This is a genomic window from Halomonas sp. HAL1 (assembly GCF_030544485.1).
In the GTDB taxonomy this organism is placed as follows: Bacteria; Pseudomonadota; Gammaproteobacteria; order Pseudomonadales; family Halomonadaceae; genus Vreelandella; species Vreelandella arctica.
Map to the genome: position 1 here is coordinate 3,246,355 of NZ_CP130610.1, position 14,959 is coordinate 3,261,313.

The 14,959-nt window shown below is 55.3% G+C and carries 15 protein-coding genes and 1 tRNA gene; 7 read left to right on the forward strand and 9 right to left on the reverse strand.

Annotated features, from left to right (window positions below):
• Positions 1-9: 9 nt before the first annotated feature.
• From Q3Y66_RS15200 to uraH, 3 genes are read right to left on the reverse strand one after another with little or no spacing between them, the layout of a single operon-like run.
• Entirely contained in the window at positions 10-744 is a 735-nt protein-coding gene (locus tag Q3Y66_RS15200; protein ID WP_008955998.1) for a GntR family transcriptional regulator, read from the reverse strand.
• A 15-nt stretch (positions 745-759) separates the two neighbouring features.
• Positions 760-1,962, reverse strand: coding sequence for a urate hydroxylase PuuD (locus Q3Y66_RS15205; protein WP_008955997.1), 1,203 nt, complete (start codon positions 1,960-1,962; stop codon positions 760-762).
• Positions 1,963-1,977: 15 nt separating this feature from the next.
• Positions 1,978-2,331: a hydroxyisourate hydrolase gene (gene uraH, locus Q3Y66_RS15210; RefSeq protein ID WP_008955996.1), complete on the reverse strand. Its 354-nt coding sequence runs from the start codon at positions 2,329-2,331 to the stop codon at positions 1,978-1,980.
• 146 nt (positions 2,332-2,477) lie between these two features.
• On the opposite strand from uraH, the gene uraD reads away from it, so the two are divergent.
• Positions 2,478-3,014, forward strand: coding sequence for a 2-oxo-4-hydroxy-4-carboxy-5-ureidoimidazoline decarboxylase (gene uraD, locus Q3Y66_RS15215; RefSeq protein ID WP_008955995.1), 537 nt, complete (start codon positions 2,478-2,480; stop codon positions 3,012-3,014).
• 119 nt (positions 3,015-3,133) lie between these two features.
• A complete protein-coding gene (locus Q3Y66_RS15220; protein WP_008955994.1) occupies positions 3,134-4,504 on the forward strand; it encodes a uracil-xanthine permease family protein in 1,371 nt (456 codons plus the stop codon).
• Positions 4,505-4,592: 88 nt separating this feature from the next.
• Here the strand turns inward: Q3Y66_RS15220 and Q3Y66_RS15225 are convergent, their stop codons facing one another.
• The 3 genes from Q3Y66_RS15225 to Q3Y66_RS15235 all read right to left on the reverse strand — a co-directional run bounded on the left by Q3Y66_RS15225 (position 4,593) and on the right by Q3Y66_RS15235 (position 6,626).
• Positions 4,593-4,949: a phasin family protein gene (locus Q3Y66_RS15225; protein ID WP_008955993.1), complete on the reverse strand. Its 357-nt coding sequence runs from the start codon at positions 4,947-4,949 to the stop codon at positions 4,593-4,595.
• Positions 4,950-5,129: 180 nt separating this feature from the next.
• Positions 5,130-5,819 (reverse strand): glutathione binding-like protein, encoded by a 690-nt coding sequence (locus tag Q3Y66_RS15230; protein ID WP_008955992.1) that lies wholly within the window; start codon positions 5,817-5,819, stop codon positions 5,130-5,132.
• Positions 5,820-5,933: 114 nt separating this feature from the next.
• Positions 5,934-6,626, reverse strand: a complete 693-nt coding sequence (locus Q3Y66_RS15235; protein ID WP_008955991.1) for a glutathione S-transferase family protein — start codon at positions 6,624-6,626, stop codon at positions 5,934-5,936.
• Positions 6,627-7,015: 389 nt separating this feature from the next.
• Between Q3Y66_RS15235 and Q3Y66_RS15240 the strand changes: the two genes are divergently transcribed.
• Positions 7,016-8,707: an L-lactate permease gene (locus tag Q3Y66_RS15240; protein WP_008955990.1), complete on the forward strand. Its 1,692-nt coding sequence runs from the start codon at positions 7,016-7,018 to the stop codon at positions 8,705-8,707.
• Positions 8,708-8,803: 96 nt separating this feature from the next.
• Here Q3Y66_RS15240 and Q3Y66_RS15245 read toward each other — a convergent pair whose 3' ends face one another.
• Positions 8,804-9,328 carry a gamma carbonic anhydrase family protein gene (locus tag Q3Y66_RS15245; RefSeq protein WP_008955989.1) on the reverse strand — a complete coding sequence of 175 codons (525 nt, stop codon included), beginning with the start codon at positions 9,326-9,328 and terminating at the stop codon, positions 8,804-8,806.
• Between the two features lie 44 nt (positions 9,329-9,372).
• On the reverse strand, positions 9,373-10,152 hold the full coding sequence (glcC, locus tag Q3Y66_RS15250; RefSeq protein ID WP_008955988.1) for a transcriptional regulator GlcC: 780 nt from the start codon (positions 10,150-10,152) through the stop codon (positions 9,373-9,375).
• A 215-nt stretch (positions 10,153-10,367) separates the two neighbouring features.
• On the opposite strand from glcC, the gene glcD reads away from it, so the two are divergent.
• From glcD to Q3Y66_RS15270, 4 genes are all read left to right on the forward strand, one after another.
• On the forward strand, positions 10,368-11,867 hold the full coding sequence (gene glcD / locus Q3Y66_RS15255; protein WP_008955987.1) for a glycolate oxidase subunit GlcD: 1,500 nt from the start codon (positions 10,368-10,370) through the stop codon (positions 11,865-11,867).
• A 17-nt stretch (positions 11,868-11,884) separates the two neighbouring features.
• The gene (gene glcE / locus Q3Y66_RS15260; RefSeq protein WP_008955986.1) at positions 11,885-12,985 is read left to right on the forward strand and encodes a glycolate oxidase subunit GlcE; all 1,101 of its coding nucleotides are present in this window, start codon (positions 11,885-11,887) and stop codon (positions 12,983-12,985) included.
• 14 nt (positions 12,986-12,999) lie between these two features.
• Positions 13,000-14,232, forward strand: coding sequence for a glycolate oxidase subunit GlcF (gene glcF, locus Q3Y66_RS15265; protein WP_008955985.1), 1,233 nt, complete (start codon positions 13,000-13,002; stop codon positions 14,230-14,232).
• Positions 14,233-14,318: 86 nt separating this feature from the next.
• Positions 14,319-14,720: a heme-binding protein gene (locus Q3Y66_RS15270; protein ID WP_008955984.1), complete on the forward strand. Its 402-nt coding sequence runs from the start codon at positions 14,319-14,321 to the stop codon at positions 14,718-14,720.
• A 116-nt stretch (positions 14,721-14,836) separates the two neighbouring features.
• Here Q3Y66_RS15270 and Q3Y66_RS15275 read toward each other — a convergent pair.
• Positions 14,837-14,913: transfer RNA gene (locus tag Q3Y66_RS15275), tRNA-Asp, on the reverse strand.
• Positions 14,914-14,959 lie beyond the last annotated feature (46 nt).

A 14,959-nucleotide genomic window follows, 5' to 3' on the forward strand; every position in this document is an offset into this window, starting at 1 on the left:
CTAGCGCAATTACCCCCCAAATATCTGCTGCAAATCCGGTACATTCTCCTCCTCTTCGACCATCGATAGCGACGCTTCAATCGCTTTTAAGTGACGGCTCATAAAGGCTTTGGCGCGCTCGCCGTTGCCCGTTTCCAGATAGCCGATCAGGTCATCGTGGTCATGGGATTCGCAGCCTAAATGGCCACGATGGCCGTAGACAGCGAGAATCAGAGATGAGCGCGAGCAGAGCCGTTCCACAAACTCTGCCAGGGTGGCGTTGCCTGAGAGCTGTGCTAGGCGCACATGGAAATCTGCAGAGAGCCGAATGGCCACGCTCTGCTGGCCACTGCGCAGCGCTTGGCGCTCTTGGCGGGCCATTTCGCGCAGCTCTGCCGCTTCTTTTTCGCTCATGCGCCGCGCCACATCGGGCATCAGCCCGCACTCGATTAACTGGCGTGCATCGAATACGTCTTTGGCTTCGTCGGCGGTAGGCCGGGTAACGCTGGCGCCACGACGCGGTGTCAGCGTGACTAATTGCTCCAACGCCAGGCGCTGCAGGATTTTACGAATACCGGTACGGCTAATGCCGAATACGTCCGCCAGCGCATCTTCGCGCAGCCGTGCGCCGGGTTTTAAGCGCTGCTCGACAATGGCATCGCTCACGGAGCGGTAGATAGCATCGTGGCGCTCATCGCCCTCTTTGCTATTTTTAGCTTCTTTAGCAGGAGCGCGCCGTTTTTCCGGCGCCTGCGCATCACTCATAGCTAGCCTCTTTGATCATTCCTCCCAAGCGGCAATGATATCGCGCTCTTCGTCACTCATGTTGGTCATATTGCCCAACGGCATATATTGGCTGGCGACAACCTGCTGAATTTGCGCCTTTTGGCCCAAAATCTCGTCCCAGCTATCGAAAGCAAACCCGGCGGGCGGTGCTGAAAAACCGGCATGTTCAGGGTTGCGAGCGTGACATTGAACACAGTGCTGCTCGATTAGGCCGGTGATTTGAGCCTGGTCCGGCCCTTGCGCACCTGCATCGCCGCTCGGTGATGACGCACTCGGCGCCGCCACCCAAAAGGCTAACAGAATAAGCCCTACCCCAAAGGCGGGATAGGCGGGCTGGGTTTTGCCTGCATGCATCAAGACAAAGAACTGACGGATCAAGGCACCGGCAAAGATAAACAGCACCATCACCACCCAGGCAAGCTCGTGGGAGTAGATGAAGGAGTAGTGATTACTCACCATCAACAACACGACCGGTAGCGTGAAGTAGGTGTTATGCACCGAGCGCTGTTTACCGCGTTTGCCATCCAGCGGATTGGGGGCATCGCCCGCCTTCATGGCTTTTACCATGCGGCGCTGGCCGGGAATAATCCAGAAGAAGACGTTAGCCGACATCGCCGTCGCCATCACCGCGCCGGTGAGTAGGAAGGCGGCGCGGCCGGTAAACATTTGCGTGCTCAGGTAGGCAACGATCACCATCATCACGGCAACCGCGATGCTGAGCAGGCCGTCGCGATCCATATTGGGGCTAATGCGCTTACACAGCTCGTTATAAACCACCCAACCACCGAGCAGGAATGCCAGGGCCAGAACGTTGGCCTGCCAGCCGGTCATGTTGGCGGCCCACTCCCAGGGGCTATTGGGGTTTACCAGATAGAAGCCCGGATTGACCATGTAGAGAATCACAAACAGCGCAAAGCCGGAAAGCCAGGTGGTATAGGCTTTCCAGAATGACCAGTGCAGATCATTGGGAAGCTTGGCGGGCGCGGTGGCGTACTTCTGGTTGTGGTAAAAACCACCACCATGCACCGACCACATTTCGCCAAAGACGCCCTTCTCGCGGTCTTCCTCAGCCTTCGGTGTGCGCAGGCTATTATCCAGCATCACAAAATAGATCGACTCACCGATCCAGGCGATGGCGGCAATCACATGCAGCCAGCGAAGCAGTAAATTAACAAAATCGATTAGATACGCTTGCATAACGGACGTCCCCTATCAGCTACCGCGGTAAGTTGAGTAGCCATAGGGCGAGAGGAGTAGCGGCACATGGTAGTGCTGGCTGGCATCCGCAACGCCAAAGCGCAGCGGGATTACGTCTAAAAAGCGCGGCTCATTAGCTTCAACGCCTTGGGCACGCAGGTAATCACCGGCATGGAACACCAGCTCGTACTCCCCTGATGTGAGCGCATCACCTTCTAAAATGGGTGCATCACAACGCCCGTCACTGTTAGTAATCACTGTACTCAGGTGTTGGCGCTCACTGCCTGTAAGGCGAAACACCTCAATAGTAATCCCCTGACCGGGCTGTCCTTTGGCGGTATCCAGTACGTGGGTGGTTAAACGGCCCATAGCCACTCCTTATTTATAACGTTGTTTGCTTTGCTTAACCTATTGGTCAAAGAGTACCGTTACTGCCATTTATTGTATACAGTAATTCCATCCACACACCTTTTGAACCACCGTCGCTTTAACATTACCCGCTTTGGAGAGTGTCAATGCCAACATCTCACCCGTTACTGCTTTCACCCGCGCCTAGCAAGTGCAGCCTTGAAATGCTTACCCACCATTATGGGGATATTTATGAACACTCCCCCTGGGTGGCCGAAGCGGCCTGGCAGCACGGCCTGACGGAAGCCCACGACACCCCAGATGCACTGGCCGAGTTGATGGGGCTTATGTTGCAGCAGGCAAGCAGCGAACAGCAAATCAAGGTGATTCAGGCGCACCCAGATTTAGCCGGTAAAGCCGCGATGGCCGGTGAGTTAACTCAAGATTCCACCAGTGAGCAGGCAGGCGCCGGGCTCGACCAGTGCAGCCCTGAAGAGTTTGCGCGCTTTGAGTATCTTAATGCGGCGTACAAGGAGAAGTTTGGTTTTCCCTTTGTGGTTGCCGTGAAAGGGCTTGATCGACATGGAATTCTAGCCGCCTTTGAAGAGCGTCTGCACAACGATGCAGCCACCGAACGACAAACGGCAATTGAGCAAATTATCCGTATTGCACGTTTTCGGTTAAGGGCGCGTGCCGAACAATAAGCTGAAGCATTAACGACTATTCGCCAATGGCCGCTTGCATTTATTTCTTGTATACACTTTTATCAGTAACTGGATGCAATAAATAAACAATGCCACCCACTGCGAATAAAGGCTCCCTAATGTCTTCTCCGCCCAATGCCCAAACGCGGCCTTCGCGTACTATCAATCAAAATCCTGATGCGATGCCGCCGCTTTCCAAGGCGATCCCGCTAGGCCTGCAGCACATCATGGCCATGTTTGCTGGCAACGTCACACCACCGATTATTATTGCAGGCGTGATTGGCGCCAATCCGGCGGAGCAGATCTTTTTAATTCAAGTGGCGCTGTTTGTGGCGGGGGTTTCCACGCTGGTACAAACCATCGGTATCGGCCCGATAGGCGCCCGCCTGCCGATTGTGCAGGGCACCAGCTTTGGTTTTTTGCCGGTGGCACTACCGTTGGCTAAAGCATTTGGCCTGCCCGCTGTGCTCGGTGCTTCCTTTGTGGCTGGGCTGCTGCAAATTGTTCTCGGCGCTTTTTTAAAGAAGATTCGCCACTGGTTCTCGCCGGTGGTGACCGGCATCGTGGTGCTGCTGATCGGTATTACGCTGATGCCGGTTGGCCTCAATTATGCCGCAGGCGGTGTGGGTGCGGATGACTTTGCATCACCCGGCAACTTACTTCTAGCACTCTTTGTGCTCAGCGTGACGATTGCCATTCACCAGTATGGGCGGGGCTTTATTAAAGCGTCTTCCATTCTGTTTGGCTTAATGGCTGGCTACGCGGTGGCCATCGCTCTTGGCAAGGTCGATTTTACCTCGCTAAGTAACGCTGCTTGGTTCGCGCTACCCAAACCACTGGAATACGGCATGACGTTTTCAGGCACCGCGATCATCGGTATGACGCTGATTATGTTTGTGGTGGGACTAGAAACGATTGGCAATATCTCCGCGATTACCACCACCGGCGCTGGCCGCCCCGCTAAAGACCGTGAACTTTCTGGCGGCGTTATGGCTGATGGGGTCGCGACTTCATTTGCTGCCGTTTTCAACACCCTGCCCAATACCGCTTATGCGCAGAACGTTGGCCTGATTACCTTGACCGGCGTGGTTAGCCGCCATGTGGTGACTATTGGCGGGCTGCTATTAATCGCCATGGGGCTATTTCCCAAGCTGGGTGGGCTGGTGGCCGCCATGCCGCCTGCGGTACTTGGCGGAGCAGGCGTAGTGATGTTCGGCATGATCGCGTCGGCGGGTCTTAAAATCATCAAAGAGTGCGAGCTGGATCAGCGCAATATGCTGATCATCGCCGTGTCGCTAAGCTTGGGGATCGGCCTGCCTGCCGTCGAGGCAATTTCTGAAACCATGCCTGGGCAGTTGGGGCTGTTGCTTAAGTCGGGCTTAGTGCCTGCCGCCCTCGCCGCTTTATTGCTGGATGCCATCTTACCGAGCAAGCCTGACCGGCAGGCCAAGTTAGCTGCTGCAGAAGCTGAATTTACAGCTAAGCTTTAACGGTCATTACACTTTTTGCCGTTAGCTAGATGCAAAAAAGCGCCGCGCCCCTATAGGGCAAAGCGCTTTTAGATAGTCTAAAGCTAACTTATTGTTTCGCTTTTTCTACCACATTCTTCGTGGATTCTTCCGCATGTTGCTGGCTATCTTGCGCGAAACTTTTACCGATTGATGTCACTTTTTCAGTGTCACCTTTTACGCGCTCAATGAATTCACTGGCTGTTTTCTGCTGACTTTCCATCGCTTTCTTGAAACTATCAGCGTCTTTTACATCAAGCCAAGTGCGCGCTTGTGAAATTGCCATATCAGAGTAGGCACGGAAAGCGTCCATTTGCGCACTGAAAAGCTGATCGTAGTAATCAAGGGCGGTTAACGTGTAAGAACGCATGGGTGAAACAAAAGCGGATTCAAACTGTTGCGTTGTCTTATCAGTAGCTTTCGTCATCTTCATATCTCCAGGTGTGAGCTAGCACATAAACACGTCTCATTAGGCGGTTGTTAGCCAGGCTGTTGCCTCTGCTGCCATTAAAGCTAGCAGTGCTTTTTGTGCAGCGCAACATGGTTTTTACTCATGCTGCGCCTGCTCACTTCTGGTTAGTGCAAAACGCTGTCGGCACCCCGACGACTAGCGGTTACCGAACAAATGCTTACGCGCTTGCTCGTCCATTTCCACACCTGCCTGGGGATTTACTTCTTCAACCAATGCGTACGCCCGGCGCACGGCTGGGCGTGCTTTGACCATCTCAAACCAGCGCTCCAGGTCGGGAAACTCTTCAATGGTTTGACGCTGTTTTTCCCAGGGCACAATCCAGGGGTAGATCGCCATGTCGGCAATCGAATAGTCATCGCCGCCCACATAAGTGTGATTCGCCAGGCGCTGATCCAACACGCTGTAAAGGCGATTGGTTTCACGCACGTAACGCTCGATGGCGTACTCAATTTTCTGCGGGGCGTAGTGGCAAAAGTGGTGGTTTTGGCCTGCCATCGGGCCTAAACCGCCCATTTGCCAGTGTAGCCACTGCAGCACGATGTAGCGTTCGCGGCCCGCAGCAGGCAGGAAAAGACCGCTCTTATCGGCGAGGTATTCCAGAATCGCGCCAGACTCAAACATCGAAAGCGGCTGCCCGCCATCCTTTGGCGCGTGATCGACAATGGCGGGAATGCGGTTATTAGGGGCGATGGTGAGAAACTCAGGGTCAAACTGCTCACCGCGGCCGATATTAATTGGCTTCACTCGATACGCCAGTTTGGCTTCTTCGAGCATGATGGAGATTTTGTGGCCGTTAGGTGTTGTCCAATAGTACAGGTCAATCATTGCCATCTCCTTGTTGAAAACGTTGATTCACTCGCCATGAGTTTACCAAGCTTTCATATTAATCAGGCGGTACGTTAGCGTACCGCCCCTGTCAGCTATATCGCGCAGTTGGCGTTATAGATCACGCACGGTCAGGGCCTTGCTAGCTTCCCCACCGTGTACGCTGAGCATACGCTTAAACCACTCATCGACCGGGTCGCCAGCCTCTACTAGCGTCTGTGTCGATACGACGTGCGCCCACATCATGCTGCCGAACAGTAGGTAATCGGAACCGGCTGGTGCATCGCCGTCTAAAAAGGCGCTGTCCCGTAGCAGGTCGCGCACAGGTGCTAATACCTGCTTGAGCTGCTGTTTGCCCTGCTCTGGCTGATGGAACTCTTCTAATGTGCAACCAAACCGCGCTTCACGAGTTTTGCGGAAATAGTCGCGATCGTTTGGGTGAATGGCCGCAAGCAGATCCATGGCAATAATGCGAAACAGTGCTGGTGTTACGCTACGTTCAACAAAGTATTTGAACAGTAAAACCCGCTGATAACTGGCCCCTTCACCCAGCATGGGGGCGTCGGGATAGGCTTTATCCAGGTAGCGCATGATTTCAAAGCTATCGGTCACCACTTGATCGCTATCACAGAGCACCGGCACTTTGTCGTAGTCAGCAAACTCCAACGCTTTTTTGTCGAGGAATCGCCACGCCACGGTGGTGAATTCCAGGCCTTTGTGGGCGAGCGCCATGCGCACGCGCCAGCAGTAAGGTGAGAAGCGTAGCCGTTCATCTCGGCCGCACAGGTCATAAAGCTTTAGTGCCATCACTACCGCCTTTTTGTTGAGAGGATCGTTGGTAAAAAATTATGGGTAAAAGGGCTTAGAAGGCTCTCTTACACACTTAGCGTAGTTAACAATGAGCCCAACCATCTAACCGTGCAAGAGAGACTACTTAGCACTGTCTATTAGTCTAATGGGCCAGCGGGGCACCCGCCTTGAAAATATATCTAAAAATATTTTAAAAACAATAAATTAGGAAAAAACCAGTAGCGTAATCTTACATTCAAAACAAGCGTTACACTGGTAAGACCAATTTTCCAATGTAGTCATCTGGTTAGCCTAAACGTATCTTTCCCCTACACCCGGCAAGCGATACAAATGCTGGGCGGTTATTGCGGAGCATACCAAATTAATAACAAGGGGCAGTTCCTTCCATGAATGAAACGATACTTGCACTTCTGGCCTTCTTGCCGCTGTTGATGGCCGGTATTTTACTCGTTGGGTTTAAAATACCTGCCAAGATAGCGATGCCTCTCGTCTTCCTGACAGCCGCCATCATTGGCTTAACCGTTTGGGATATGTCGTTTAGCCGTGTCGCGGCTTCCACCATTCAAGGCTTGATCCAAACCGCTGGCCTTTTATGGATTATCTTTGGTGCCATCCTGCTGCTTAACACGCTTAAGCACTCCGGCGGCATTACGGCTATCCGTAATGGCTTCTCCGGCATTAGCCCTGACCGTCGCGTACAGGCGTTGATTGTTGCTTGGCTGTTCGGCTGCTTTATCGAAGGCGCGTCTGGCTTCGGTACACCCGCCGCCGTGGCGGCACCGCTGATGGTCGCGCTCGGCTTCCCGGCTCTTGCGGCAGTCGTCGTGGGTATGATGATCCAATCAACACCGGTCTCCTTTGGTGCGGTCGGTACACCTATTGTGGTGGGTGTTGGTAGCGGCCTGGATCGAGCGGGCATTACCACTGAACTTGACTCGGTAGGCTCCAGCTGGGATGTCTTCTTCCAACTGGTAACCAGCGAAGTGGCGATCACTCACGGCATCGTGGGTATTTTAATGCCGCTGATTCTGGTCACCGTCATGGTGCGTTTCTTCGGCGCTAACCGCTCCTGGAAAGAGGGGCTGTCGATTACTCCCTTCGCCATCTTCACCGGTATCTGCTTCGTGGTGCCTTACATGCTGGTAGGCGTGCTGCTCGGCCCTGAGTTCCCGTCGATGATCGGCGCCATGGTAGGCCTGGCGATTGTGGTTCCGGCGGCCAAACGCGGCTTCCTGATGCCTAAAGATACCTGGGACTTCCCTGAATCGACTTCGTGGCCAGACGAGTGGATCGGCAACCTGCAGATCAAGCTGGATGACGTTGTCGGCAGAGCCCCGATGTCCACTTTCAAAGGCTGGGTACCCTACGTATTGCTGGCGCTATTCCTGGTCGCTTCGCGCACCATCGAACCGCTACGCGTCGCGCTGACCTCGATTAACCTTAGCTGGAACAATATTCTGGGTGAAGCGGGTGTTAGCGGCGGTGTTCAGCCGCTCTACCTGCCGGGCGGTATCATCCTGGCCGTGGTTATCGTGACCTACTTCCTGCATCGCATGAATCCGCAAAAAATGAGCGCAGCGGTGTCGGAATCCACTAAAACCATTTTTGGTGCTGGCTTCGTGCTGATCTTTACCGTGCCGATGGTACGTATCCTGATCAACTCCGGCGTTAACGGTGCGGACCTGGTCTCGATGCCGGTGATGATGGCACAGGCGGTGGCCGACAGTGTTGGCGGCATCTACCCCTTCTTTGCCCCGGCGGTCGGTGCGATGGGTGCCTTCATCGCAGGCTCCAACACGGTTTCGAACCTGATGCTGGCAGAATTCCAGTTCAGTGTTGCTGAAACCCTAGGTCTATCCACCGCCATGATGGTGGCACTACAAGCAGTCGGTGCGGCGGCAGGTAACATGATCGCTATCCACAACGTGGTTGCGGCATCAGCAACGGTGGGTCTGCTTGGCCGTGAAGGGGCCACCATCCGTAAGACGATTCTGCCGACGATCTACTATCTCATCTTTACCGGTATCATCGCCCTTATTGCGTTCTACGTGATTGGCGTAACGGATCCGTTAATGTGACCGTGAAGTAGCTCTGGCTAAAATAACGACGCTAGAAACGCAAACCCCCAGGCCAAGGCCTGGGGGTTTGCTATTTAGCACATCTGGTTTTACGCATTAATCGATGCGTTTTAGCTGCTGGCTATGGAGTTTGCCGCGTTCAACATAGCTTTGAGCGTTCTTCTTCAGTCCCACAACCGCTTCTTCGGAAAGCTCCCGCACTACCTTGGCAGGCGAGCCAACGATTAGCGAGTTGGGCGGAAACACTGCGCCTTCCTTAATAAAGGCACCGGCACCCACCAGGCTGTTCTCACCAATCACTGCCCCATTAAGCACTACGGCTTGAATCCCGATTAAACACCCATCGCCGATGGTGCAGCCATGCAGCATTGCCTGATGCCCAACAGTTACGCCTTTACCTACCTTGAGCGGAAAGCCTGGATCTGCGTGAAGCACCGCGCCATCCTGAATATTACTCTCTTCGCCTACTTCAAGATGGTCGGTATCACCGCGCAACACGGCTTGATACCAAACGCTTGAGCGCGCCTTTAACGTGACCTGGCCGATTACATCGGCCGTTTCCGCAATGTAAACATCGTCGTGAATCTCAGGGCGATGCTCGCCGTATTGATAAAGTGCCACATTAACCTCCTGGGTTGTTATTAGTGTTTTGGTTGTTGGCTTTTCTATTGCCACTCCTCAAGGCGCATGGAGGAGCGCTCCAGCCGATCATGCTCTACCTCCAGATCACGCAGCAGTTGGCTAATGCTGGAGAGATGCTCCAGCGCAACCTGTTTTGCCTGCGCCGCCTCGCCGCTGACAACGGCATTATGCAATTGGGCATGCTGCTGATTGATCATCGCCCGCGGTACCGGCAAATGATAAAGGTGTTTGACCGAAGCGAAAACCGAGCTAAGCAGTAAGTCGGTCAGGCTTTGCAGCGTGTGTACCAGTACCGGGTTGTGCGAGGCTTGGGAAACCGCTAAATGAAAAGCGTGATCGAGCCTGGCAAGACGCTCGACATCGATCGTCTCGGCTGATTCCACGTAGTCGGCCATTTCACGATAACGCCGCGTGATCAACACTCGGTCGGCCGAAGTGCCTCTGTTTGCCGCTAACCACGCCGACTCCCCTTCCAGTAGAGCACGCACTTCCAGCAGATCAAACAGCGTACGTGGATGGTCTTTAAACAAGTGCATTAAAGGGCTTTGATTGCTGACGGGCAGCAGCGTAGCTACCGTTGAGCCGTGGCCCTGCCGGGTATCGATAATTCCTTTGCTGCGCAGAATTCTTAATCCCTCACGCAGCGATGCGCGGGAGACGCCCAACCGGTCACACAGCCGTCGTTCAGAAGGAAGCAGCTGGCCGGGGCGAAAAACGCCATCAAGAATAAGGCGCTCAAGCCGGGTGGCCACTTGATCCGGCCTTCGCTGCCCGGGTGACAAGGCTTGATTTTCTGCTGCCATTCTTTCTCTCCTGATGGGCAATATGACCAGCTTGCCAGTACTTCACCCAGTACTAAACAAAGAAGGCATCACTGTCGACCAATTACTGGTCAGACCAATGCACCACCACCTAGACAGATGGATAAAAAAAGCTCAAATTGAGGCCATGCTAGCTGGCGGTATGCGCCTAAATTTTCAACGTTTGCCTTTAATGATAATAAGCATGGGATGTCGTGATGAATATCCTCTTTGATGAGCGTCTGGACGGCGAATTGGTTCAGCGAGATAAAAGCGAGGTCTTGAGCGACCTGCAGCAAGCGGTCCCGGATATGACGCTGCTGCACCGTGAAGAAGACCTCCGCCCCTTTGAGTGCGATGGGCTAGCGGCCTATCGCGTGCTACCGATGCTGGTGGCACTGCCTGAAACCCTGGAGCAGGTAAAAGGGCTACTGAAGCGCTGCTATGCGCTGGGCGTGCCCGTCGTTACCCGCGGTGCGGGCACTGGCCTTTCTGGCGGTGCGCTGCCACTGGAGCAAGGCGTGCTGCTGGTCATGTCGCGCTTTAGCAAAATACTGAGTGTGGACCCTGATGCGCGCATGGCCCGTGTACAGCCCGGCGTGCGTAATCTGGCGATCTCCGAGGCCGCCGCGCCTTACGGGCTTTATTATGCCCCCGACCCCTCCTCACAAATTGCCTGCTCGATCGGCGGTAACGTGGCTGAAAACGCTGGCGGCGTTCACTGCTTAAAATATGGCCTAACGGTGCATAACGTGATGCGGGTGGACGTACTCACCATTGAGGGCGAAGCCATGACACTGGGCGCCGAGTCGCTCGATGCCCCCGGCTTCGACCTATTAGCCTTGATGAACGGCTCTGAAGGCATGCTCGGCGTGGTCACCGAAATTACCGTTAAGCTGCTGCCCAAGCCGGAAACCGCCAAGGTACTGATGGCCAGCTTCGACGATGTCGAAAAAGCCGGCCGTGCGGTGGGCGATATCATCGCGGCGGGAATCATTCCTGGCGGCTTGGAAATGATGGATAAGCTCGCCATCAAAGCCGCCGAAGATTTTGTCAAAGCGGGTTACCCCCTCGACGCCGAAGCCATTCTGCTCTGCGAGCTGGACGGCGTTGAGGCCGATGTGGACGACGATTGCGACACCGTGCGTCGCGTGCTGGAAAAAGCCGGAGCCACCAATATTCAGCAGGCCCGCGATGAAGCCGAGCGCGCCAAGTTCTGGGCCGGGCGTAAGAACGCCTTCCCGGCGGTGGGTCGTATGTCACCCGACTACTACTGCATGGACGGCACGATTCCACGCCGCGAACTCCCCCGCGTACTCAAAGGCATTGCCGCGCTTTCCGAGGAGAGCGGCCTGGCAGTTGCCAACGTATTCCACGCTGGCGACGGCAACATGCACCCGCTGATCCTGTTTGATGCCAATAAAGAGGGCCAACTGGCGCTTGCCGAAGAGGTGGGCGGCAAGATTCTTGAGCTTTGTGTCGCGGCAGGCGGCTCAATTACCGGTGAGCATGGCGTTGGTCGCGAGAAAATCAACCAAATGTGCAGCCAGTTCCAGCCGGATGAGATCAGCGTTTTTCATGCGCTGAAAGCCGCTTTTGATCCACAGCGACTGCTCAACCCCGGCAAGAATATTCCTACCCTGGCGCGCTGTGCGGAATTTGGCGCCATGCATGTGCATAACAACGAGTTACCGCATCCGGAGCTGCCACGCTTCTGATGCCACAAGGAACCACCATGACCGAACTAGCGATACACGCTGCCGACCAAGATATCGCCGATCAGCTGTGCGAACAGGTCAGCAGCGCCTACGCCGACCGAACACCGCTGCGTATTGTAGGCGGAGACACGCGCGCCTTTTATGGCCGCCCGGTGGAAGGCCAAGCGCTCAATTTAGCGGCCCATAGCGGCATCGTCTCTTACGATCCCGTGGAGCTGGTCGTCACCGTCCGTGCCGGTACGCGGCTAAGCGCGCTCCACGCAGCGCTGGCGGAAAACCACCAAATGCTGGCCTTCGAGCCGCCTATCTTCGGCGAAGCTTCTACCATTGGTGGCGCGGTCGCCACGGGGCTCTCCGGCCCACGCCGCCCCTGGGCGGGTGCCGCGCGTGATTTTGTACTGGGTACGCGGGTGATCACCCAAGAGGGCAAGCTGCTGCGCTTTGGCGGTGAAGTGATGAAGAACGTCGCCGGTTACGACCTGTCGCGCTTAATGGCCGGCGCCCAGGGCACCCTCGGCGTGCTAACCGATATCTCGTTTAAAGTGCTGCCTATTCCCACTGCCACGCACAGCTTACGCCTGTCTCTCAACCTAGCCGACGCGCTTAAAAAACTCGCCGAGCTGGGTCGCCAGCCGATGCCGATTACCGCTGCTGCTTGGCATAACGGCGAGCTCTTTCTGCGCTTAGAGGGTGGCAAAAGCTCGGTCAGCGCGACCCAATCACATCTGGGTGGCGAGCCGCTTGACGCCAGCTTCTGGTCCTCGCTGCGCGATCATAGCCACGCGTTCTTTCAGCTTAGCGATGGCCAAGCCCTGTGGCGGCTATCGCTGCCGCCACACACCGCGCCACTGACGCTGGATATCCCTGAAACAGATATCTTCTATGACTGGGCAGGCTGTCAGCGCTGGCTAAAAACCTCCCTAGACGCCAGTACGCTGCGCGCCGCCTGCGAAGCGGCAGGCGGCCATGCCACCTGCTACACGCCGCACGCTCAGGGCGGCGCCGCCGAGCCTTTCACTCCGCTCAACAAGGTAGTGGAAAAATATCACCGTAACCTGAAGGCGGAGCTGGATGCCCATGGCATTTTTAATCCCGGTCGTCTTTATGCGGCGTTTTAATCAGGAGAGCTGACATGCAGACGCAATTTACCGACGCCGACCGTCAGAAGCCGCACATTCAGGAAGCAGATCGTATTTTGCGCACCTGCGTTCACTGCGGTTTCTGTAATGCCACCTGCCCGACTTACCAACTGCTGGGCGATGAGCGTGACGGCCCCCGCGGACGCATCTATCTAATGAAGGAGCTGCTTGAGAGCCGCGACGATGACGACCAAGTCACCGAAGAGACTCGCCTGCACCTTGACCGCTGCCTGACCTGCCTTAACTGTGAAACCACCTGCCCTTCAGGCGTGGAGTACCACAAGCTGCTCAACATTGGCCGTGCCGAAATTGAGCGCCGGGTGCCCCGCCCTGCTGGCGAGCGGGCTCAGCGCTATGCGCTGCGTAAGATGATGGTCGAGCCTAAACGCTTTCAGGCACTGCTAAAGCTGGGCCAAACCTTTAAGCCGCTGGTGCCTAGCAAGCTACGCAATAAAATGCCCGCTGAACCGATAGATGCAGGCGTACGCCCTGATGCGCACCGTCATACCCGGCAAGTGCTGATTCTGGAAGGCTGCGTGCAGCCGGGGCTGTCACCCAATACCAATGCGGCTACCGCGCGGATCCTAGATCGGCTCGGCATTAGCGTAACGCCGGTAGCTGAAGCAGGCTGCTGTGGCGCGGTTGATTTTCACCTCAACGCCCAGGACGATGGGCGGGCTCGTATGCGCGCCAATATCGACGCTTGGTGGCCCTATATTGAACAAGGCGCTGAAGCCATCGTTCAAACCGCCAGCGGTTGCGGCGCTTTTGTTAAAGAGTATGGCTATATGCTCAAGGATGATCCTGAGTACGCCGTTAAAGCGCAAAAGGTCAGCACCCTGGCCAAAGACATTGTCGAAATCTTGCGCGATGAGCCCCTGGAAGCATTGAACGTTAAAGAATCCAAGCGGCTGGCATTTCACTGCCCTTGTACGCTGCAACACGCGCAAAAGCTTAACGGTGCAGTGGAAGGCGTACTCACCAAGCTCGGCTTTTCGTTAACGCCGGTGCAGGATGCGCACCTCTGCTGCGGCTCGGCGGGCACTTACTCGATTACTCAACCGGAAATTGCCACCCAACTGCGCGACAATAAGCTCAATGCCCTGGAGGCCGGTAATCCAGAGATGATTGTCACTGCCAATATCGGCTGTCAAACCCACTTGGCTGGCGCCAACCGTACGCCGGTGCGCCACTGGGTTGAAATCGTCGATGCGGCACTTCCCTAGCGCTAGTGGTTACTCTTTAACCCCTACCGCCGCGCTGCTACTTAATAGCGCGGCGACTCACTCCCTGCCTTAAAAAGGATTACACCATGCAAACAAAAGCCATCCTCGCTCAAGCCGATGTCATCAATGTATTAGACGCGGCGCAAAAAGAAGCCGACAGCAATAACTGGCCGGTCACTATCGCAGTAACCGACGACGGCGGCCACTTATTGGGCCTGCGCCGCTTAGATGGTGCCGCCCCTTTCAGTGCCGATGTTGCCACGCAAAAAGCGCGCAGCGCAGCGCTAGGTCGTAAAGAGACCCAGGTATTTGAAGAGATGATTAACGGCGGCCGTACAGCGTTTATTTCTGCACCGCTGCAGGGTCTACTTTCAGGTGGTGTGCCGATCACAGTGGATGGCCATGTGGTGGGTGCCGTGGGCATTTCCGGCGTTAAACCCGACCAGGACGTACAAGTTGCCAAAGCGGGTGTCAGCGCTATCGGCTAAGGCTAGCGTGCAGCCTACGGGCTGCACGCAATAAAAAAGCCCGGATCAATGATCCGGGCTTTTTTTGGAATTCGTTCGGCTGATGCCGATATTACATTTTCAATCTAAACGCTTAATGGCGGACCGGACGAGACTCGAACTCGCGACCTCCGGCGTGACAGGCCGGCATTCTAACCGACTGAACTACCGGTCCACGTTAAGGCGCATTACTACTACAACCATCATATGCATAGCATTTG